Annotated in this window: 11 protein-coding genes and 1 pseudogene; 8 read left to right on the forward strand and 4 right to left on the reverse strand. The window is 63.7% G+C overall.

Going from position 1 to position 23,001, the window contains the following annotated elements; genetic code table 11:
* The first annotated feature begins 251 nt into the window (after nucleotides 1-251).
* From WBR57_RS25745 to WBR57_RS25770, 6 genes are read left to right on the forward strand one after another with little or no spacing between them, the layout of a single operon-like run.
* Entirely contained in the window at nucleotides 252-3,230 is a 2,979-nt protein-coding gene (locus tag WBR57_RS25745; RefSeq protein WP_154950134.1) for a salicylate synthase, read from the forward strand.
* Nucleotides 3,227-9,622 (forward strand): amino acid adenylation domain-containing protein, encoded by a 6,396-nt coding sequence (locus WBR57_RS25750; RefSeq protein ID WP_424087789.1) that lies wholly within the window; start codon nucleotides 3,227-3,229, stop codon nucleotides 9,620-9,622. The genes WBR57_RS25745 and WBR57_RS25750 overlap by 4 nt, the downstream gene beginning before the upstream one ends.
* Nucleotides 9,619-15,084, forward strand: coding sequence for a non-ribosomal peptide synthetase (locus tag WBR57_RS25755; protein WP_154950137.1), 5,466 nt, complete (start codon nucleotides 9,619-9,621; stop codon nucleotides 15,082-15,084). Before WBR57_RS25750 ends, WBR57_RS25755 begins: the two co-directional genes overlap by 4 nt.
* Nucleotides 15,081-16,178, forward strand: coding sequence for a saccharopine dehydrogenase NADP-binding domain-containing protein (locus WBR57_RS25760; RefSeq protein ID WP_122541394.1), 1,098 nt, complete (start codon nucleotides 15,081-15,083; stop codon nucleotides 16,176-16,178). Before WBR57_RS25755 ends, WBR57_RS25760 begins: the two co-directional genes overlap by 4 nt.
* Nucleotides 16,175-17,257, forward strand: a complete 1,083-nt coding sequence (locus WBR57_RS25765) for a Gfo/Idh/MocA family oxidoreductase (protein WP_122541393.1) — start codon at nucleotides 16,175-16,177, stop codon at nucleotides 17,255-17,257. The genes WBR57_RS25760 and WBR57_RS25765 overlap by 4 nt, the downstream gene beginning before the upstream one ends.
* A complete protein-coding gene (locus WBR57_RS25770; RefSeq protein ID WP_163003259.1) occupies nucleotides 17,247-18,041 on the forward strand; it encodes a thioesterase II family protein in 795 nt (264 codons plus the stop codon). The genes WBR57_RS25765 and WBR57_RS25770 overlap by 11 nt, the downstream gene beginning before the upstream one ends.
* A gap of 57 nt (nucleotides 18,042-18,098) precedes the next feature.
* On the opposite strand, the gene WBR57_RS25775 is transcribed toward WBR57_RS25770, so the two are convergent.
* From WBR57_RS25775 to WBR57_RS25785, 3 genes and pseudogenes are all read right to left on the reverse strand, one after another.
* Nucleotides 18,099-19,334, reverse strand: coding sequence for an MFS transporter (locus WBR57_RS25775; protein ID WP_424087791.1), 1,236 nt, complete (start codon nucleotides 19,332-19,334; stop codon nucleotides 18,099-18,101).
* A gap of 121 nt (nucleotides 19,335-19,455) precedes the next feature.
* Entirely contained in the window at nucleotides 19,456-20,199 is a 744-nt protein-coding gene (locus tag WBR57_RS25780) for a class I SAM-dependent methyltransferase (protein WP_122539915.1), read from the reverse strand.
* A 115-nt stretch (nucleotides 20,200-20,314) separates the two neighbouring features.
* Nucleotides 20,315-20,503 (reverse strand): annotated as a pseudogene (locus WBR57_RS25785) (cyclase family protein); the annotation flags it as partial.
* A 563-nt stretch (nucleotides 20,504-21,066) separates the two neighbouring features.
* Between WBR57_RS25785 and WBR57_RS25790 the strand changes: the two are divergent.
* Nucleotides 21,067-21,396 (forward strand): hypothetical protein, encoded by a 330-nt coding sequence (locus WBR57_RS25790; RefSeq protein ID WP_122539917.1) that lies wholly within the window; start codon nucleotides 21,067-21,069, stop codon nucleotides 21,394-21,396.
* Nucleotides 21,397-21,526: 130 nt separating this feature from the next.
* The gene (locus WBR57_RS25795) at nucleotides 21,527-22,489 is read left to right on the forward strand and encodes an ArdC family protein (protein WP_122539918.1); all 963 of its coding nucleotides are present in this window, start codon (nucleotides 21,527-21,529) and stop codon (nucleotides 22,487-22,489) included.
* Nucleotides 22,490-22,621: 132 nt separating this feature from the next.
* Here WBR57_RS25795 and WBR57_RS25800 read toward each other — a convergent pair whose 3' ends face one another.
* Nucleotides 22,622-22,819, reverse strand: a complete 198-nt coding sequence (locus WBR57_RS25800) for a hypothetical protein (protein ID WP_122539921.1) — start codon at nucleotides 22,817-22,819, stop codon at nucleotides 22,622-22,624.
* Nucleotides 22,820-23,001: the final 182 nt, after the last annotated feature.

A 23,001-nucleotide genomic window follows, 5' to 3' on the forward strand; every position in this document is an offset into this window, starting at 1 on the left:
CTTCCTCAGCCCGTTTCAAGTGTGGGCTGATCATTAAATAGCTGGCTGCCGGGCGCTGCCCTGATCGGTTCGAACAGGCCCCGGATGGGAACTATTGCTGACCGGGCAACCTTACCTTTGGGCATAAGCTCGTAACCAAAAAATTCGGATCGGGGCCAAGACGTTCGTTTTCGGGCAGTTGGATCGTTGAATAAGGAGAATGATTCTCAACAAGCAGTCTTTCAGCGACCCCTTCCACAGGAGCCAGATCCATGCCCCCTCTATATTGGCGCGACACTCAAACCCAGCACCTGACCGCAGATGGACGGTGGCAGCCCCAGAGCCTCAACACACATCTGCAGAGTTGGGCGCGGGCTTTCGGGCCGCGGATCGCCCTGATCGAAGGCGAGCAGCAACTGAGTTACCGGGACTTCGAGCACCAGGTGTGCTGCCTGGCCGGTGGGCTGGCCGACCTCGGCATCCACAGCGGTGATCGGGTACTGGTGCAACTGCCCAATGGCATCGACTTCGCCCGCAGCCTGTTTGCCCTCCTGCGCCTGGGCGCGTGGCCAATACTCGCTATGCCGGCCCATCGCGAGCGTGAGGTCCAGGCCCTCTGCGAACTCGCCGAACCCAGCGCCTATATCGTCGCCGAGCGGTTCCTGGGCTTTGATTACCGGCCCATGGCCGAGCAGCAAATGGCGCTGTGCCCCTCGCTGCACCACCTGATCATCGCCGGTGATGTGGGCAATCGCGGGGTGCCACTGGCCTCGCTCCAGGGCGCCGTGCGCGAGCCGGCCCCGGTCGATCCGCACAGCACCGCCCTGTTGTTGCTGTCCGGTGGCACCACCGGCACGCCCAAATTGATCCCGCGCACCCACGCCGACTACGCCTATAACGCCCTGGCCTCGGCGCAGTTGTGCGGGTTTGATCAGGACGCGGTGTACCTCGCCGCCCTGCCCATCGCCCATAACTTCCCGCTGGCCTGCCCCGGTCTGATCGGCGCGCTGTCCTGTGGTGGGCGCGTGGTGTTCTCCCGCACGGCGGGCGCCGATGAAGCCTTCGACCTGATCAGCCGCCATCGGGTCACCCACACTGCGCTGGTGCCGCCGCTGGTCAAGCTGTGGTTGCAGGCGCGGGAGTGGGACCACAGCGATCTGTCGAGCCTGCGCTTGCTGCAAGTGGGCGGCGCGCGCCTACCCAGCGAAGTGGCGGCGCAAGTCACGCCCGCCCTGGGTTGCGCCATGCAACAGGTGTTCGGCATGGCCGAAGGCTTGCTCTGCTACACGCGCCTGGATGACACGCAATCAGTGCTGCTCAACACCCAGGGCCGGCCCCTGTGTACAGCAGATGAAGTGCGCCTGGTGAATGCCAATGGCGTGCCCGTGACCAACGGCGACGTGGGCGAACTGATCGTGCGCGGCCCCTACACCATCAGCGGTTATTACCGTGCCGATGCACATAACCGTCAGGTGTTCGATGTCGAGGGGTTTTTCCATTCCGGTGACCTGGCGCGCTGGAGCCCCGAGGGAAACCTGGTGATCGAAGGCCGCATCAAGGAACAGATTAACCGTGCCGGCGAGAAAATCGCCGCCGCCGAAATCGAACAACTGCTACGTGAGCATCCCCATGTACAGGACGCCGCCGTGATCGCTCTGGCCGATGATCGCCTGGGCGAGCGGGTGTGCGCGTGCGTGATCCTGCATCAATCACACGTCATGGACCTCGGCTCGGTGCACCGGCACTTCCAGGACCTCGGCCTGCCCCGCCACAAATGGCCGGACCAGCTGGAAGCCCTGCACAGCTGGCCGCTGACCAGCGTCGGCAAGCTCGATAAAAAGCAGTTGCAGCAACGCTTCCAGATCAACGCCGAACCGCGCCAACAATACCTCGAATACCGCATGCCCATCAGCGCGGCCCCTCAGGAATTGGCCGCCGCGCTGGCAGGCCAGTACCTGCCGCAGGACCTGACCTTGTATGAACATCAGGGCGAGTGGTCGCTGGGCATCGGCAGTGTCGCCCAGGTGCGCCTCAGCGGCGCGTCGGTACAACTGAGCGTGGCCGGGCAGTACTGGCGCTGGTCGGCCGACGACATCCCGCTGGCGCTGGAAAAAGCCACCCAGGCCCTGCCCTTCGAGCAGTGGCGCGCCTACGGCACCGCGACCTTTGAACTGGCCCGGCGCCTTCACCAACTGCAGGACCTGCCCAGCAATCGGCCTCTGTTGCAGTTGGATATTCCCAGTGTGGAAATCCGCGTGCGTGAAGGCTCTGCACTGATCCGGGCCCTGCAACCCAATGCCTTGGGCATCGCGAAAAACCACGTGCACACACTGGATGCCGAATGCGCCCGCGATCACCATGATGCGTCACCCCGCCTGGCGCGTTTGGACGTTGCCCAGCACGATGCTGCACGCTATTGCGATCAGGTTGAAAGGGCTGTCACGCAGATCGCCGATGGCCGCTATCAAAAAATTATTCTGTCGCGCAAAGTGCCCCTCGAAGGGCGTATCGACCTGGTTGCCAGCTACCGCGCCGGGCGCCGGGCCAATACGCCGGCACGCTCGTTCATCCATCAGCAGGGCCACTTTTCCTGCGTGGGTTTCAGCCCGGAAACCGTGGTCGAAGTCAGCGCCAACGGTGCGGTCAGCACCCAGCCCCTGGCTGGCACCCGCGCGTTAGGTCGCGATGCCGAAGAAGAAGCCCGCCTGCGCCAGTCGCTCTATCAGGACCCGAAGGAAATCGCCGAACACGCCGTGTCGGTAAAACTGGCCTTTGAAGAGCTGCAACCGATCTGCGAACCCCAGGGTCTGCGTATCAGTGAGTTCATGGACATCTCTCGACGCGGCAGCGTGCAGCACCTGAGCTCACGCCTCAAGGGGCGTCTCAAGCCCGGTTGCAATGCTTGGCACGCCTTCAGCGCATTGTTTCCCGCAGTGACTGCCTCGGGTATACCCAAGCGCGAAGCGATTGCCGCAATTGCCGAACACGAGGGCCGCAGCCGTGACCTCTACAGCGGCTGCGTGATGATCGCCGACAGCGACGGCAGCCTGGATGCCGCGCTGGTGCTGCGCACCGTGTTTCAAGATCAGGGCCAAGCCTGGGTCCAGGCCGGGGCCGGGATTGTGTCGCTCTCCCTGCCCGAGCGGGAACTGGAAGAAACCCGCGAAAAACTCGCCAGCATCGCGCCCCATGTGCGTCTGCTCGCCGCCCAGGCCTTCGAAGCGCCGCTAGCTGCCGAGGTGCAGCCATGAGCGCGCTGACCGTCGACCGCTTGCGCGAACAGATCGGTGCGCTGCTGCACAGCGGCGTCTGCGCCGATGACCAGGCCAACCTGATCGAACAGGGCCTCGATTCCCTGCACCTGATGCGCCTGGTCAACCAATGGCGCCAGGCCGGTGCCGCCGTGACCTTTGCCGACCTGATCGAACAACCGACCCTCGCCCACTGGCTGCCACGCCTGACCGCCGCACCGCGCAAACGCACGGACGCGGTGGTGGATATCGACCCGACGGCGCCCTTTGCCTTGACCGATGTGCAGCACGCCTATTGGATCGGCCGCGGTGCGGAGCAGGTCCTGGGCGGTGTCGGTTGCCATGCCTATCTGGAACTGGACGGCACCGGGCTCGACCCACAGCGCCTGGCCTACGCCTGGCAAGCCTTGCAGCAACGGCACGGCATGCTGCGCGCGCGTTTTGATGACGAGGGCCGCCAGCAGGTACTGGAACACGGCCGGTCGGCGCTGCAGGTCGATGACCTGCGCAGCCTCGCGCCGGCCGTCTGCGAACAGGTGTTACTCGATGTGCGCCAGCGCCTGTCCCATCGCCTGCTGGCGGTGGACCAGGGCGAAGTCGCCGGGCTGCACTTGAGCCTGCTGCCCGAGGGCCGGACGCGCCTGCACTTTGACCTCGACCTGTTGGTAGCCGACGTGCACAGCCTGCATGTGCTCCTGCACGACCTTGGCGCACTGTATCGCGGTGAAACACTGCCCGACGCTGTGCGTCACTGGCACTTCGGCCGCTACCTGGCCCAACGCCCGGCCCCGTCCGCCAGTGCCGCAGCGTATTGGCAGGCACGCCTGGATCAACTGCCCGCCGGCCCCGCCTTGCCGCTTGCCTTTGAACCGGAGACCGTACAGGAGGTGCGCTTCACCCGCCGCCAGCAGCGCCTGCCGGCCGAGGTCTGGCAACGCCTGCGTAATAATGCGGCCAAGCGCCAACTGACGCCTGCCATGCTGCTGGCCGGTACATTTGCCCAGGTGCTCGGACGCTGGAGCCAGGAACCGCACTTCTTGCTCAACCTGCCGCTGTTTGATCGCCAGGGCGATGAGCCTGGGCTGGATCAGGTGGTCGCCGACTTCACCAATCTCCTGCTGCTTGAAGTCGACCTGCGCCAACCCGCCAGCCTTGCCCGGCAGCTGGGGCAATTGCAGGCGCAGTTTCATCGCGACATGGCCCATGCCGGTTACTCCGGGGTTCAGGTGCAACGGGACCTGGCCCTGCGCGGCGCCGGGCAGCGCAGCTTTTCCCCGGTGGTGTTTGCCTGCAACCTCGGCACGCCACTGCTGGGACCTGCCGCCGCACACACCCTCGGCCAACTCGGCCAAATGATTTCCCAGACTCCGCAAGTCTGGCTCGACCATCAGGTCTATGAAGAAGACGGCGGCTTGCTGCTGGCCTGGGACGCTCAGGACGCGTTGTTCCCGCCAGGGCTTGTCGACGCAATGTTCGGCGCCTACCTGCAATTGCTGCACAACCTGCAACACGAGGCCACCTGGGAAGCGCCGGCCTTGTCGAGCTTGCCCCCGTTGCAACAGCAAGTCCGCGCCCACATCAACGCCACCGCCACCCCCATCGCCCCCCGCACACTGCTGCAAGCGCCCTTTGCCATCAGCGGCGAACGCCTGGCCTTGATCCATGGCGAACGGCGTATCAGCTACGCCCAACTGCAACAACAGGCCCTGCGCATCGCCGCTGCGTTGCTGGCGCAGGGTGTCCAACCCGGTGAAGCCGTCGGCGTGTGCCTGCCACGGGGTCACGCCGCGGTGCTGGCGCTGTATGGCGTTCTCGCCGCTGGCGCCTGCTACGTGCCGATCAGCCCAAACCAGCCCATGGTCCGGCGTGAACGCATCTGCCACACGGCGTCAATCAACACACTCATCGACCCGACGTGGCTGGCAGATTCACTCGCCTTCGACCCATTGCCTGCTCCCGTGTCCGTCAGCCCGGACAGCCCCGCGTATGTGATTTTCACCTCCGGCTCCACCGGCGAACCGAAGGGCGTGGAAGTCAGCCATCGAGCCGCCTGCAACACCCTCGACGATCTGAACCGGCGCTTTGGCATCCACGCCGAAGACCGTCTACTGGCCGTCTCGGCGCTGGACTTCGACCTGTCCGTCTACGACACATTTGGCGTACTCGCGGCCGGTGCAGCGGTGGTCCTGCTGGATGAAACACAGCGCCGCGATGCTAGCGCTTGGAACTCCCTGATCCAAGAGCATCGGGTCACCCTGTGGAACTCGGTGCCGCTGCTGCTGGACATGCTGCTGACCGTGGCCGACACCTTGCCGCTGCGCCAGGTGTGGTTGTCCGGTGATTGGATTGGCCTCGACCTGCCCGCGCGCCTGCATCAGGCCACCGCCGGGCACTGCCGGTTGATCGCCATGGGTGGCGCGACCGAAGCGGCGATTTGGTCGAACTTCCAGCCGGTCGACCTGCCCTTGCCGGGCCATTGGCGCTCAATTCCGTATGGGCGGCCGCTGGGCAATCAGCAGTATCGCGTGGTCGACAGCCTGGGCCGCGATTGCCCGGACTGGATGGCGGGCGAACTGTGGATTGGCGGCGCGGGCGTGGCCAACGGCTACCGAGGCGCACCGCAATTGAGCGCCGAACGTTTTGTCGAACATGACGGCCAGCGCTGGTATCGCACCGGCGACCTGGGGCGCTACTGGCCCGACGGCTGCCTGGAGTTCCTTGGCCGCCGCGACCAGCAGGTCAAGGTACGTGGCCATCGTATCGAGCTGGGTGAAATCGAGAATGCCCTGCTGCTGCAACCACACGTACGCCAGGCAGTGGCCCTCGCGGTCGGTACACCGTTGCATCTGCTGGCGGCGGTGGTCGCCACTGAAGGCGCGCTGTGCACCGAGGAACTGCGCCAACAGCTGGGTGACCATCTGCCCGATTTTATGTTGCCCAACCAATGGCTGTTACTCGACGCTCTGCCCCTGAGCGCCAATGGCAAACTTGACCGAGGGGCGCTGGTGCAACTGGCGGAAAACACCAGCCTGCAACACGCCACCGCCAATGAGGCGCCGTGTGGCGAGCGCGAGCAACAGGTGGCGGCGATCTGGCGGGAATTGCTGCCGGGGGCCGAGGTGTACCGCCAGAGTGATTTCTTTCGCATGGGCGGCGACAGCCTACTTGCCACCCAATGCAGCGCACGCCTGCGCCGCGCCGGACTGGCCAATGCGCAAAGCCTGCGGCAACTGTTCGCCACGCCCCGCCTGGCGGACTTTGTCGCGCAATTGCAGGCCCCCACGGCGCAGGGCGAACGGCAACTGTTGGCCGACCCGGCATCGCGTCACCAGCCCTTCCCGCTGACTGAAGTGCAACAGGCCTACTGGCGCGGGCAAAACCAGGGTTTACCGCTGTCGTGCGGCACCACCTACCTGATCGAACTGGACGGCGAAGCGCTGGATATGCCGCGCTTCGAACGCGCCTGGGACCAACTGATCCAACGCCATGAAATGCTTCGTGCGCAATTGGTGGACGGGGATCGCCAAGTGATCCTCAACAGCGTCCCACCGCTGCGCGTGCAGCTGCATCAGGCACCGACCGCCGATGCGGCGCGTGAGCGCCTGGCGCAGTGCTGGGCACAACGGCCACGCCAGCGCCACCAGTGGCCAATGTTTGAAGTCCACAGCGTGGAGTACGCGCACGGCCGTTGTCGGGTCGGGTTGTTTTTCGACTACCTGACCCTCGATGGTTTAAGCATCAAACGTCTGCTGGCCGAACTGGCCTTGCTCTACACCCGCCCTGATAGCACGCTGCCGGCCATCGACCTGTCGTTTCGCGACTACGTCCTGCAAGTCCAGCCCGACCCCGTGCAACTGCAACAGGCCGAGGCCTGGTGGCAGCAACACCTGGACGACTTGCCAGGCCCGCCTGCGCTGCCCTTGCACATCGCACCGCAGCTATTGGGCGAAGTGCACTTCAGCCGCCGCGAATTCCGCTTGCCCGTCGCGCAGTGGCAGGCCCTGCGCCAGCGTGCGCGGGATAACGGCGTGACAGCCTCGGTACTGCTGTTGACGGTGTACGCCCAGGTCCTGGCGCGCTGGAGCGACGGCCAGGCGCATACGCTGAACCTGACGTTGTTTGACCGCCAGGACGTCCACGCGCACATCGGCCGTGTGCTGGGGGATTTCACCGCCCTGGCCCCCGTGAGTTTTTACCCGGTGGCCCAGGGTGGGTTCCTGACCCAGGCCCAGACTGTGCAGGCGCAAGTGGCCGATGTGCTGCAACATGCCGCCTGCTCATCGATCTGGGTGCAGCGTGAACGCGCCCGCCGGGTCGGTCCCCAGGCCGCCGCACTGCCGGTGGTGTTCACCAGCACCCTGGGGCTGGCGGATGACTTGCTGGCAGACCTGCCTGACGGTTTCCCCGATATTGCTGTCGGTGGGCTGTCAGAAACCCCACAGGTGTGGCTCGACCATCAACTGTTTGAACACCGTGGCGCCCTGGTGCTGTGCTGGGATGCGGTGGATACGCTGTTTCCGAATGGCCTGCTGGACGCGGCATTCGCGTGCTACACCGAGGCCTTGCTGACCCTGGTCGACAGCGACTGGCATCAGCCGCTGACCCTGCCATTGCCGGCGCATCAGGCGCGGACTCGGCAGCAGGCCAACGCCAGCGTGGTCCCGATTGCCGCCAGAACCTTGCTGGAAGCGCCCTTCACCATCGATGGCCAACGCCTGGCCCTGATCGACGGTGAACGCCGAGTGAGCTACGCCCAACTGCGTGACGGTGCCTTGCGCGTCGCCGCCTGGCTGCAGGCCCAGGGCGTACAGCCACAGGATGCCATCGGCGTGCATCTGCCACGCGGCACCGACGCGATCATCGCCCTGTTCGGCGTACTCGCGGCCGGCGCCTGCTATGTGCCGGTGGGCGTGCGCCAACCGCTGGAACGGCGTCAGCGCATTGAGCATCGTGCGGGCATTCGCCTGAGCCTAGATGCCGACTTGATGGTCGCGGCGCTGCGCAGCGAACCCTTGGCTACACCGGTGTCGATCAGCGTCGACAGCCCGGCCTATGTGATTTTCACCTCCGGCTCCACCGGCGAGCCCAAAGGCGTGCAAATCAGCCATCGCGCCGCCTGCAACACTCTGGATGACCTCAATCAGCGCTTCGGCATTCACGCCGAAGACCGGCTGCTGGCGGTCTCGTCCCTGGATTTCGACCTGTCGGTGTACGACGTATTCGGTGTGCTGGCGGTGGGCGGCAGCCTGGTGTTGCTGGACGAAGAGCAACGCCGCGATGCCACGGTGTGGCGCCGTCTGATTCATCAGCATCAGATCACATTGTGGAACTCCGTACCGATGCTGCTGGACATGCTGCTCACCGTGGCCGACACCCTGCCATTACGCCAGGTATGGCTGTCCGGCGACTGGATCGGCCTCGACCTGCCCGCGCGCCTACATCAGGCCACGGGAGGGCACTGCCGGTTAATCGCCATGGGTGGCGCGACCGAAGCAGCGATCTGGTCGAACTTCCAGCCGGTAGACCTGCCCTTGCCGGACCATTGGCAATCGATCCCCTACGGTCGGCCCTTGGGCAACCAGTGCTATCGCGTGGTGGATACCCAGGCACGCGACTGCCCGGACTGGGTCACCGGCGAGTTATGGATTGGCGGCGCCGGGGTTGCCATGGGCTATCGCGGCGCGCCCGAGTTGAGCGCCGAACGCTTTGTAGAACACGACGGCCAGCGCTGGTATCGCACGGGCGATATGGGCCGCTATTGGCCGGATGGCTGCCTGGAATTCCTTGGCCGTCGCGACCAGCAGGTCAAGGTGCGTGGCCATCGCATTGAACTGGGGGAAATCGACAACGCCCTGCTGGCCTGCGCGCCGGTACGCCAGGCACTGACCGTCACCCTCGGCCACCCACCGAGCCTGGCCGCGGCGGTGGTGGTCGACGCTGACGTGTCCCTGGAAGTGCTGCGCCAACACCTGCGCCAGCGCCTGCCCGACTACATGATCCCGGCCAGCCTACAGGTACTTGAGGCCTTGCCCCTGAGTGCCAATGGCAAGGCCGACCGCAACGCCGTGCGTGAATGCCTGCTGGCAGGTGCCGCTGCTCACAGCGACGCGCCCCAAGGCGCACTGGAGCAGGAGATGGCCGAGGTCTGGGAGGAGATTCTGCAACGCCCGATCCCAGGTCGCCAGAGTGATTTTTTCCTGCTGGGCGGCGACAGCCTGAGTGCCACGCGCCTGGTGGAAAGCCTCAAGCGTCGTCGCCTGTGCCAGGTGCCCCTGAGTCTGCGCGAACTCTTCGCACACCCAAGCATTGCCGCCCTGTGCGACTACCTGACCAGCCATACCGAACGCCCCCTGCACCATCACGCCGAGCATTTCGAGGAAGGCACCCTATGAATTCCGCTATCAACCTGACGCCATTTCTCGCCGAGTGCGAAGCCCTGGGCATCCGCCTGTGGGCCGAGGACGGCCAACTGCGCTTCCGCGCCCCGGCCGGCACGCTGGACGATGCGCTCAAACAGCGCCTGCGCGAGCACAAGGATGCGTTGCTACAGTGGCTCAGCCCGCAGCAGGTGACTGTTGTCGCCGACCCGCACGCCCAGTTCCAACCCTTTGCTCTGACCGACGTGCAGGCCGCTTACCTGGTCGGCCGCAGCGATGCGTATGACTACGGCGGTGTCGGCTGCCACGGCTATGTCGAACTCGACGGTCCACCCCTCGACCCGCAGCGCCTGGAGCGCGCCTGGCACCAGTTGATCCAGCGTCACCCGATGCTGCGCGCGGTGATTGCCCAGGCCGGGCATCAGCAGGTGTTGCCGGAGCTTGACTTGCCCGCGCTTCACAGCCAGGACTTGCGCAACCTGCCCTCCGATAACGAGCAACAGACCTTGCTGGCAACCCGCGCCGAGCTGGCTAACCGCGTGTACGCCGCCGATACCTGGCCGCTGTACGAGTTGCGCCTGAGCCAACGCGCAGAGGGCAGCCGCCTGCACCTGTCGATTGATCTGCTGATTGCCGACTTTGTCAGTATCCAGTGCCTACTGGGTGAGTTGGACCAGCTCTACCATGCGCCCGAACAGTACCTTCCGGCGCTTGATTTGACCTTCCGCGATGCCCTGCTGGCCGAGCGCGCACACCGCGATACACCCGCCGCCCGGGCCCGCCATAGCCGCGACCGGGATTATTGGCTGGCGCGCCTTGAACAACTGCCGGCCGCCCCAGAGTTGCCGACCCTGGAACCGGTCGCCGGTGAAATCCCGCGCTTTGAGCGGCACTCCACTGGGCTGTCTACCGAGCAGTGGCAGCGCTTCGGTACGCTCGCCGCGCAACAGCGCCTCACCCCATCGGCGGCGGTGCTGGCCGCGTTCGCCGAAACACTTGGGCGCTGGTCACGGCGCTCGGCGTTCAGCCTGAGTGTGACGGTGCTCAAGCGCCCGCCACTGCATGGGGATATCGACAAGGTGGTGGGCGACTTTACCGCCGTCAATGTGTTGGCCATCGAGCCGCCGCTGAACAGCCATTTCGTCGAGCGCGCCAGCGCTGTGCAGCAACAGCTGTGGCAGGACCTGGAGCACGATGCCTTTTCGGGCATTGAGGTGCTGCGTGAGCGTGCACGCGTGCAAGGGCGTGCGCTGATGCCGGTGGTGTTCACCAGCACCCTGGGCGTGGGCAAGGCCCGTCCGTTCATGCGCGGCGCCCGCTTGGGTTACGGCATCACCCAGACACCGCAGGTATGGCTCGATTGCCAAGTCAGTGAAGGCCCTGAGGGCTTGCAGGTAAATTGGGATGTGCGCAGCGGCGTGTTCAGCGAAGGGCTGATCGAGGCTGCATTCGACAGTTTCACGCAACTGCTGCTACAGCTGGCTGAACAGCCCGGCACCTGGCAGGCACCCAACCCGTCGCAACTACCCGCCCCCATGGAGCAACGGCGATTGACCAGCAATGCCACCCAGGTCGAATGGCCCCAGCGCTGCCTGCACCAGGGCTTTATAGACAGCCTGCGACGCACACCCAACGCCATTGCACTGATCTGCAACGAGGGCAGCTTCAGCTACCGCCAACTGGCTGAGCGCGCCAACGCCGTCGCCCAGGCCTTGAATCTTCACACCTGTCCGGCGGGAGCCAAGGTCGGGATTTTGCTCGACAAAGGCGTGGACCAGGTAGCGGCGGTAGTCGGCACCCTGCTGCATGGCGCGGTCTACGTGCCGATCGACACCAGCCAGCCGGAGGCGCGGCGCGATGCAATCCTTGAAGACGCAGGCATCCGCCATGTGCTCAGCGATGGCGCGCCACGAACCTGGCCCGCTAACGTCACACCGCTGGACGTGCAACGCCTGGTCCCCCTGCCCCTCACGCAGTTAGCGGCTGTCGATGTAGACCCCGCCAGTCTGGCTTATGTGATCTACACCTCTGGCACCACCGGCCGTCCCAAGGGCGTGATGATGAGCCATCGCGCCACCTTCAATACGGTGCTCGACATCAACCAACGGGTGACATTGAGTGCCGAAGATCGCGTGCTGGGCCTGGCCAACCTGGGTTTCGACCTGTCGGTGTACGACCTGTTTGGCAGCTTCCTCGCCGGCGCGACCCTGGTGCTGCCGGACACCGCACAACGCAGTGACCCGGCGCACTGGGCCGGGTTGATCCGCCAGCATGGCGTCAGCGTATGGAACTCGGTGCCGGCGCAGTTGCAGATGCTGTGCAGCTACCTGGACGCCGAGCCGGGGGCTGCGCCCCATAGCTTGCGCGTGGCGCTGCTGTCCGGTGACTGGATTGCCGTCAGCCTGCCCGCAGCCATCAAGGCCCATTGCCCCGGCCTGCGCCTGATCAGCCTGGGCGGTGCCACCGAAGCGGCCATCTGGTCGATCGCTCACGAGATTGGCACGGTAGCAGCTAACGCCCGAAGCATTCCCTATGGCACGCCCCTGGCCAACCAGCAGTTTTATGTGCTGGACGGGCTGTTCCAGGACCGGCCGGATGGCGTGGCCGGTGAGCTGTTTATCGGCGGCGTCGGCCTGGCGGACGGCTATTTGAATGACCCGCAGCGCACTGCCGAGCGTTTTATCCATCACCCACACAGTGATGCACGGCTGTATCGCAGCGGCGATTTCGGGCGTTACCGCGCCGATGGCGAGATCGAGTTTCTCGGCCGCGAAGACACCCAGGTCAAGCTGCGTGGCCATCGCATCGAACTCAGCGAGATCGAAAGCCTACTCAATGAACACCCGGATGTGGCCCACAGCGTGGTGCTGCTGAGCGGCGAGGACGCGCTGGAACGACGGCTCGCCGCATTCGTCGAAGCGCGCCACCTTAACCTTGGCGGTGACACTGCGCCCTTGGCCGCCTGCGCACTGGCCTGTGGTGCCGAGGCGACTCAGGACCTGGACCGCGCGCTGTTCGCTGAATGGGTGGCGATGGCCAACCGAATCGCGCTGCTGGATATCCTCAAGACCCTGCGCGACGCCGGCCTGTTCGGTGATGCCCGGGCCCGGCACACCCTCGCCGAGGTGCAACGGCAATGCCACGTGGCCACAGCCCATCAGCGCCTGATGCGGCGCTGGCTCAAGGCGCTGGTCAATGAAGGCTGGTTATTGCAAGACGCCGACGTTTACCGCTTGGGCGCAGCCCCGGGTGCCGAGCAAAGCGTGCAGTGCTGGCAGGCGATGAACGCACTGGAAAAGCGCCTTAACTATGGCGCCGAACTGCTGCGCTACTTGCAGCAATCCAGCGCCTGCCTGGCACAATTGCTCAGCGGCGAAATCGACCCGCTGGCGCTGCTGTTCCCCCAGGGCAGCATGGACACCGCACTGGCGGCCTATAACGAAAACCTGTTGATGCGCTGCATGAACCAGGTGATCTGCGCCAGCGCCCAACAGATTGCCCGCGAACGCGCCGCCCTAGGCAAACCGCTGCGGGTGCTGGAGATCGGTGCCGGTGTGGGCGGCACCAGCCGTGACCTGATCCCGGCCCTGGATGGCTTTGCGGTCGACTATTTATTCACCGATGTCTCGACCTTCTTCATCAATGAAGCACGGGAGCATTTCGCCGACCGTCCGTGGGTGCGTTTCGGCCTGTTCGATATCAATGCCGATGCGTTGCCCCAGGGCCTGAACGCCGGCAGTTGGGACCTGATCGTGTGCGCCAATGTGCTGCATAACGCCCGGCATGCGCCGACAGTGTTGAACAACTTGCGCGAACTGGCTGCACCCGGCGGGCATCTGCTGGTGATGGAGGCCACTCGGGAAATCCTGTCGTTGCTAACTTCCATGGAGTTCAAGGAAGGCCTGGATGGCTTCACCGACGTGCGTGCCGGCAGCGACCAGACCTTTATCAGTCGTGCCCAATGGCAAGGCTTGTTCAGCGACGCCGGTGCCGAGTTGGTGGCTGCCTGGCCCGAAGCCAGTGATGTACTCGACTGCGCGGGGCAGACCACCTTTGTCACGCGCTTCCCGGCACGCCGTGCCGAGCTGTCTGGCTTGCAGTTGCAGGACTATCTGCAACAACGGCTGCCCGGTTACATGGTACCCAGCCAATTGCAGGTGGTGGAAAGCCTGCCACTGTCGGCCAATGGCAAGGTCGACCGCGCGCGCCTCGCCCAGCGCTTGCAGGCCCAAGGCGCCGGTGTGATGGACAGTGGTGAAATGCCGCAGACCGAGCTGGAACAGCGCATCGCCCAGTTGTGGAGCCAGGCGTTGGGGTGTGCGGAACTTGCCCGTGACCAGGACTTTTTCGCCGCCGGTGGAGACTCGCTGTTGGTGGCGCAGATCGTCGCGAAGATGCGCGAGCAACTGCCGGAAACCGCCGATTGGGAATGGGACCGCCTGCTGCGCGAAGTACTGCGTGAGCCGACGGTCAAGGCGATTGCCGCACGCTTGCAGGCCGCGCCGACAGCCCTGGCCGCCGATACCGCTGAAAACGCGTCGCCGCTGAGTGTCTTGGCGCCCGCACGTGACCCGGCCTGCACCACCGTACATGTGCTGGTGCATGATGGCAGCGGCACGCTCGCGCCCTACCGGGGTTTACTCGCGGCGCTACGCCAGGCACCGCAGCGTCAGGGTGCGATCCTGGGGCTGAGCCTGCTGGATCAGGTGCAGTATCTGGACCGTGATGCCGAGCACTTGATCGAGCAACTCGGCGCCCATTACGCGGGCTATCTGCTCGCCCAAGGCAACCTGCGCTTCGAACTGGTGGGTTACTGCATGGGTGGGCTGCTGGCCACCGAAGTAGCCCGCTGCCTGTTGGAAGCCGGTGCGCAGGTGGGCACTGTGAGCATCATCAGCAGTGATCGTTTCCGCTATGAAATAGCCGACGAGCTGCTGCTGGAGCGTGCCTTTGGCCGCTTGCTCGGCGCCGATATCCAAGCGGCCGGCCATGCGGTTGACGATGCAGGCCTGCAAGGCGCCCTGGTGCATTTGATTGAGCGCCATGGCCGGCAATTACCCGAGAACTGCCTGCAACAACTGGACGGTGAATGGGCACCGATCGCCGCCAGTTACCGCCAACTGGCTCAACAACCCAGCGACCAGCGCCTGCAAGCCTTGGCGGCCCAGGTGCAGACCCAGGCCGAGCCGATGCCCGCCGAGCAGGTACAGGCGTTGTTCCAGGTGTTCCGCCACAGCCTGAACGCCGTGGCGCGCTATCAACCTGCACCGTTTACCGGTGACTTACGCATATTGCTTGACGATGAAACCCTGCATTTCCTGCCCGGTTTACAGGGCGATATGCGCGGTTTCTGGAATGACCTGGCCCTGGGCAGCATCAGCCTGCAAAACATCAGTGGCGACCATTTGTCGTGCATGCAGACACCGCACCTGGGCCGGTGGCTGCCGGCGCTGCTGGGCAATGAGGTTGCGTCATGAGTCGGCCATGGGTGGGATTGATCGGCGCCGGGGGTGCCGTGGGTGGCGCGGCATTGGCGCAGTTGCTTGAGTACCCTGAGCTGCGGGTACGTGCGGGCCAGCGTCGGCCGCAGAGTTGGCCCGAGGGCGTAGAAGGTTACGCGCTCGACCTGTTCGATGACTTGGCCCTGGCGCAGTTCTGCGCGGGCTGCCAGGTGGTGCTCAATTGCGCGGGGCCGTCCTGGCAAATCGGAGATCGGGTGGCGCGGGCGGCCCATGCGGTCGGGGCCAGCTATGTCGATGCGTTCGGCAATGCGGCGCTGTTGGCCGCGCTGCAAGGCGCTCGACAGGCGTCGATCATTGGCGCGGGGGTATTTCCCGGGCTCAGTGCCCTGTTGCCGCATTGGCTGGCCAGGCGTGGTTTCGACCGGGTCGACAGCCTGCAGATCCATGCCGGTGGCCGCGAACATTGCAGCCCTGCGGGAGGTGCAGATGTATTGCTCAGTGCCCTGGGTGGTTTCGGCACGCCCAATGCGCAATGGCGCGATGGCCGGGTGCAGGCACTAATGGTGGAACCGCAGGCTCAACATCTGCCGGGGTTTCCCGAAGCGGTGGTTTGCAGTGCTTACCTCACCGATGAATTGCAGCGCCTGGCACGCACCTTGGGAGTCGCGCAGGCGAGTTTCCATAATGTGTTCGATCATGGGGATATCCCGGCGTTGATCTCCACGTTGTGCCAACGCCTGAGCCAGGACCTGGGCGCCCTGCCCCAAGCCGTCGCGCAATTGGTCCAGGCGGCCGAACTGCAATTGCTGGGGCGGCGCGCCTACTACCGGCTGACGGTGGAACTGTCGGGTTGGCGCGGCGACCAGCCGCTGCGTCAACGCGCGGTGCTGAGCAGCGCGGACAGCTACGGCCTGAGCGCAACCGTGGCGGTGTGTGCGACCTTGCAGCTATTGGACGACCCGGCCTGGCGTGGCGCCCATTGGGCCGGTGACTGCCTAGCGCCGGAGTCGGTGATTGAGGCGCTGCAAGCCGGCAGCGCGTGCCAGGCGCTGAGTATCGTCAACCTGACGAGCGCAAGCCTCAGCCTCGAAGAAGAAGGCGTGTTATGAGCCGTGTGTTACGTGTGATCGTCTGCGGCACCACCTTCGGCAATATCTACCTGCAAGGCATCGCGCGGCTGCCGGCGCACTATCGGCTGGTCGGCATTCTTGGGCGTGGCAGCGAGCAGTCCGAGGCCTGCGCCCGGCGCTGGCAGGTACCGCTGTATCGGCGCGTCGAAGATTTACCTGAAGTAGACCTGGCCTGTGTCGCCGTGCGCTCGGCGGTGGTGGGCGGCAACGGCACCGAGCTGGCCAAGGCGTTGCTGGCGCGGGGTATTTCAGTGGTCCAGGAGCACCCGGTGCATCACGATGAAGTCGCCGACTGCCTGCGCCTCGCGCATCGGCAGGGCGTGTTGTACCGGCTCAATCCGTTTTACAGCGACCTGGCGCCGGTACGTTGTTTTATCGACGCAGCGCGCCATGTGTTGAGCCAGCGCGAAGGCGTGTACATCGACGCCGCGTGCAGTGTGCACGTGCTGTTCCCCCTTGTGGAAATGCTCGGCCAGGCCCTTCGTGGCCTACGCCCCTGGGCGTTCGAATTGCAGGCGGGCACGTTCGGGCCATTTGTCAGCGTGATCGGCAATCTGGGCGGCTTGCCTTTGCATCTGCGCGTGCAAAACCAGTTGCACCCCGGCGACCCGGATAACCACACGCAGTTGCTGCACCGCATTGTGCTGGGCACCAGCGGCGGCACCTTGAGCCTGACCGACACCCACGCCAGCGTGCTTTGGAGCCCACGCGCCCATGTGCAGCGCAATGCCCAGGGTGTGCTGCAAATGGATGGCGACTCGCCGGCCCTGGATCTGGCCGTCAGCAGCCTCATCAGCCACGCGCAGCCACTCACCCTGCGCGAGGTGTTCAGCGAGCTATGGCCTGCAAGCATCGCCGAGGCCCTGCTGCGCGTACACCATGCGTTCGGCCAGCCCGGCGACGCGGCCCTGGCACAGTTCCAGCTGGCCTGCTGCAAGGCCTGGCAACAACTGGGGGCGGTGCTTGGCCCCGCCCAATCCATCCATCCCGAACCACCGGTACCGCTGGACCTGCATGCCTGGGCCAGCGACTCAAGGAACCTGCCTTGTGTTAAATGAAATCCTGCACCTGCAACAGCATCAGCAACGTTGGATCCGCCGCTTGGAACCACGCCCCTCTGCACGCCTGCGTTTGTTCTGCCTGGCGCATGCCGGGGGAGGCGCACGTTTTTTCGCCGAGTGGGCACGTTTGCTGCCGCCGAGTATCGAGTTAATTGCCCTGCAATTGCCCGGGCGTGAGGAGCGGATCAACGATCGGTTGATTGATCAGATGCGCCCTCTGGTCAACGGGCTTGCGGCGGTATTGCCGAGCTGGCTAGACCGGCCCTATGCAGTGTTCGGCCACAGCATGGGCGGGGCGGTCGCGCACGAGCTGTGCTTGGCTGTACAGCGCCAGGGGCTGCGCATGCCGACGAGTCTGATGGTATCCGGTCGTGAGGGGCCAAATCGCCAGCATGGCGGCGATTTGCATCTGGCGGAGGATGAGCGCTTGCTGATGGACATATTTGAACTGGGCGGCAGCCCTTTGGCGCTGCGCGATTCGAAGGAGTTGCAGGCGATGGCGCTACCGATCCTGCGCAACGATTACAAGTTGATCGAGACCTATCGACCGGACCCGCTGCGAGAGCGTTTGCGGGTGCCGGTTGAGGTGTTTGTAGGGAGCGATGATCCTGAGTTGAACCCTGGAGATGCGCAGGCTTGGGAAGATGAAACCGAACTGGATATGCGCCTGCACCGCTTTGAGGGAGGACATTTTTATCTGGTGCCGCAGCGCCAGGCGCTGTTGCAGTGTATCGCGCGCTGCCTTGGCGCGAGTCACCTGCAAGCAGTGGAGATGCCCTAGGGCGCAGTCAGTAAGCGGGCTTGTGCCCGCTTACACAATCAACTCGATGGGCATCAGCTAGTGATCGGTAGCGTCCAGCCCCAGCTCTTGAGTGCTGCGCCGAACATACCAAAGCATGACCAGCGCTATACCCAAAGCCCCAAGCCCCACCGCCAGCCCACCGGCATAACCAACACTGGCAGCCACACCAATCGCCACCGACGACACCAGAATTTCCCCAAGTGTCTGCAACCCCTGGAACACCGAACAATCAGTCCCCGGCTGTTCGCCCAACTGCGCAAATCGCATCGCCAAGGTATACGACGCCACACTCGTCACACCAATCCCAAGCCCGCCAATAAGCGTGGCCACCGCCACATAGCCGATGGCCGACCACGCCGGCTGCAACACCAACCCCAGCCACAACAACCCGGCACACACGACCATTGCCAGGCCGATCAGTAACGTGTCCCAACGCGACATCCGGCGCAGCAGCAATCCGGCGAGGCCGCAGCCGACGATGATGGTCAGCACCTGCCCAACCCCGGCCAACACGCCCACGTCACTCACCGACCACCCCGCGTCCAGCAGGATCAACTTGGCCAAGCCGAAGAACGTCGAGCCCCCCAGAGTGACCAGCATGATCAATGCAGTCAGCCGCCCGGAAAAACGTCGTTTGAAAAAGTGCCGCAGACTGGCCCTGTTGGTGGTGACCACCGCCGCTGGTTCCCGCCAGAACAGCACCGGCAGGCTGCTCACCAGCACTAAAGCCGCCAGCAAACCGAACACCAGCGGCGCGCTGAAGTGATCGAACAACAACAGGGTGCCAGGCCCGCCAAGCAACATGCCGAGCATAAACCCGGCGACCTGGAGCGTATTCACGCGCCCCAGGCTGGCACTTGGCAGGCGTTCTGCTGCCAGGCCATCGACGGCAATATCCTGGGTCGCGCTGAACAATGACAACACCGCGATCAACCCCAGCAACAAGCCCATGTTCGGCACATCAAACGGTACCCACGCCATCAACGCCAAGGTCAGCACTGAGCCCGCCTGCAACGGCAAAATCCAACTGCGGCGCCGGCCCCAACGCGGGCTCCAGCGGTTCTCCACCGCCGCCGCCCACAGCAACTTGGCAACCCAAGGCAGGCTCGCCAACGGCGTCAATGCCACCAAATCGAGAGAGGCGCCCATGTCGCGCAGCAACGTCGGGTACGCCTGGAACGCCAGGCCCACCGGCAAACCCTGGGCCAGATACAAACCGGCCACCAACAGCACAATTCGCCAATCCCGCGTAACCACCGCGGCGCGGCCCACGGAAGATGTTCCTACAACCGATTGCATGTATTCACCCTGCCCCAAAAGCCGCAAAACACCATCTAAAGGGATCCACCGAAAAGGCGCCGCCCGTAAGCCGAAACGGCCCCCCGAATCGGGATTAACTGCGCTTGCGCAATACGGCTGCGGGGATCAGAGCATCGCCCAGGGGCTCAAGGACAAAACCGGCCAGCCCGGCTTCCTCCGCGACCTGTTCAAGGCCAAAGGTGTGCCAGTGATGGTCAGCCTGGAAGCGGCGAATCACTTGCTCGCCAGCCAGGACCTGGTAGTCGAGGGTCCAGTGCATAAGATCGCCGCCAGCCGGCTCGCCCTGCAGGGCCACGCGGTAGTCATGATCACCGATGCGGGTATTGGCCACTTGCATCAACGGCACGGTTTGCGGGGCCTTGAGCATCATCACATCGACGATGACGATACCGCGCTCATCCAGGCGCTCGGCCAGCTGTTGCCAGAGCTGGCGACGCTGGGCGCCGTCCAGGTAGCCGATGGTGCCACAGATCACCGCCGCCGCCAGGCGTGGCGGCAGGCTGACTTGGTCGAGGGAGCCAGCCAGCACCGTGACTCGCTGGCGCAAATCCGCATTGCGCATGATCCTCCCCACCAGCGCCGCACGCATCGCGGCCGAGGGCTCCACCGCGAGGATTCGTGCGCCGGGCAGGGCATCGGCGATCACCTGCACGCAGGGCCCAGTACCGGCGCCCACATCCAGGATCACGCCCTGAGGATCAACGGCCCGCAGCGCCTGGGCGATCGGCCCACGGCGCTGCAGCCACTGCTGCTCGCACAAAACGTCATAGAACTCGGCGGACAAGGCATACGGATCGGCGTACTGAGCAGTGGTCATGAAGGCATTCCAGGGGCTGAATATCGAGCCGTAATGATAACCACTCTCAACACCAATTCAACTGTTGAAATGCTCCACCGCCTCAATCTTCTTCAAAAATAGCGACTACCCGAATAAGGTCCCGAACATCCAGCTTCACGCCCGAACGCAGGCACCAGTCCAACGCCAGTTCATCAATGCCATAGGCTGGCTTGCCGCCGTCGGTGGTGGACGCATAGTGCCACGGAGCATCCATGCGTGTGCCGCTGCGGGTGATGATGTTGAGGCGTTCAACGGCCCTACTAACCCCCTGGCCTGGCACATCGCTCGCTGCTGCAAGCCGTACCCGCTGCACGGTCGACATTGAACACCGTACCGGCCCAAATGATCGTCTCGGCGCGCAAGCGTCAGGTGCGTAAGGCAGCGGCATGGCCTCCGCCCTGATTTGAGCGTTTTCATTGTTGAGGTAGGAATAACAGCCTATTGCTGAAAACGGCCCGTGCCTGACCGCTTATCAGTTTGCCCGGCCGAAAAATCTTCGTTGGAAGCCAGAAGACAGGCCCTGTAAAACCGCGTCTCGACAGTAATTGACCCAGATAAATCGTCCGGCTAAATACAAGGTACGGATCGCTGTTATCGACAGCACCCCGCCAAGGTAGCCAGAACCTTAAAGGCTACGTCACTTCGGTGATGGTTCTTCCCCAAGTGCGATTAGCGTTCGGTAGCTCGCACGGTCACCGTTTCTACGGTGATGAACGCCTACTGCTCTTCTGAGCGTCTTCCGAGCTCCGCTCACCAGGCAAACCTTCTCGTTTTTCTTCAACCTACCTCGGGGAAATTCTCTCCCGCACGGGGCAGGTTTCTTCGCGCTTTCAACGGAGACATACCATGCCCGACTCACTGACACCGGAAACACTGAACACCCTGCGGTTGCCCATCGTGTTCACCCCTGGCGCGTGGCAACGCGCAGTACAGCTCGAGCGTTCCGATCACTCTGGGAAGCTGCAGGTCGATCGGTTGAGCCATGTATTGCGCGCAGCCTTCGAAGCCCACCTGGCCTATCCACAAAAGTCCTATGTGCTGTTCGAGGTAGTCCACATTCAACCAACCGATCACTTCGACCACGACCCGTTGCTGCAATTGAGTCTCAGCCTACTCCAAGAACCGGGTCAGCCTGGCGCCTTACTGATAGCGCTTGCAGGAGAACACCAGCGCTAAGCGCAATTGGCGGCGCCCACCTCCACATTCGGACGGCATGCAAGACCTGCATCAATCCAGCCCATCACCCAACCGGGGAACCCTCCCCGACGGGTATGGCGTTCCTCCGTTTTCTCTCGAGGAAATTGCCATGCGCGATATCTACCAAGACGTGACAGACAAGATCGTTAAAGCTTTGGACCAAGGCGTTACCCCCTGGATCAAACCCTGGTCCTCAAGTGGCTCAGCTGACGTCAGTTGTCATCAACCCTTCCCCATCAATGCCGTCACGCGACGTCCGTATTCGGGCATCAATTTACCGCTGCTCTGGGCCGAGGCTAGGTTGCAGGGGTTCACTCAAGATCGTTGGCTGACCTTCAACCAAGCCAGAAAGGCCGGTGGACACATCCGTAAGGGTGAGCACAGCACCCTGGCGGTGCTCTACAAGCCGATGGAGCGCGAGGAACAGACCGAGTCAGGCCAACCGGTCCTCGATGAAAACGGTCAACCCAAGGTCGCTCACTTTGGCATTCTCAGGACACATTTTCTGTTCAACATCGAGCAAACGGAGGGGCTCGAAATGCTCAATGACACCTTGCTCGAGACGGAACAAAGTGATCCCTTCAAGCCCAACAGCGCCGCGGAAAATCTGCTGTTAAGTTCAGGTGCACGCATCGTTCATCGGCCTGCCGACGAAGCCTTTTACCACCCGATCAGGGATCTCATCCAACTGCCGACAAAAGCACAATTTCACGACGAAGGTGGGTACTACGCCACGGCACTGCATGAGCTGACGCATTGGACCGGGCATCACGCTCGGTTGCAGCGCGAAGGCTTGACGTCAACCTGTCCGTTCGGCTCGCCAGGCTACGCGTTTGAAGAGTTGATCGCCGAAATGGGCGCTGCGTTTTTATGTGCCTACACCGGCATACAGGGAGAGCTTCGGCACGAGGGCTACATCGATTCCTGGCTCGGCCTGCTCAAGGCTGACAAACGCGCGATCTTCCGCGCCAGTGGCCAAGCCCGTAGCGCCTCGGAATATGTCCTCAACCTGGAGCAGCAACTGAAGCAAGCGGTCTTGGATGACTCGCCTTGCATGAACGATGGAGCTTAATCGTTACCTCACCGCTGCAAACGCTTCACAGGGTCCAACGCGAGTTGAGCCCTTTTTTTTGAGCCCAGAAAAAGCCCCATCCAGCGATGGCTCTGAGGCAAAGAATCAGAGAGGGCATACACCTGCGGCCTGTCATTCCGTATCCAGGTTCTGCGCCAGAAAATCCAGCAGCTCGAGGGGACTCCGGCTGTCGATCACCTTGTAGATCAGATCGCGCTTACTGCGCGGCAACTTCTTGACCACGCTCTTCGCCGAGGCCCTGACGGCTTCGTCTGTCCCATGGATACGTGCCGCAAGCAGCAAAACCAGCGTGGCGTCTGTCAGATTCATGGTAAGCCCCGAGAAAATTCGCACGGCAGTGTACCGACTCTTGTCTTTTCCGTACCAGCCCTCCAACAAAACGATGTCTAGCCGTATCAATATTCCGATTGCCGCACAAAAGGACACGCACCAAAAGGATGGGTAAGGGTTGGAAGGGGAATGGGGAGTCAAGGGTAAGAGCCCTATCCGAA

The organism is Pseudomonas sp., from assembly GCF_049590575.1.
GTDB lineage: Bacteria > Pseudomonadota > Gammaproteobacteria > Pseudomonadales > Pseudomonadaceae > Aquipseudomonas.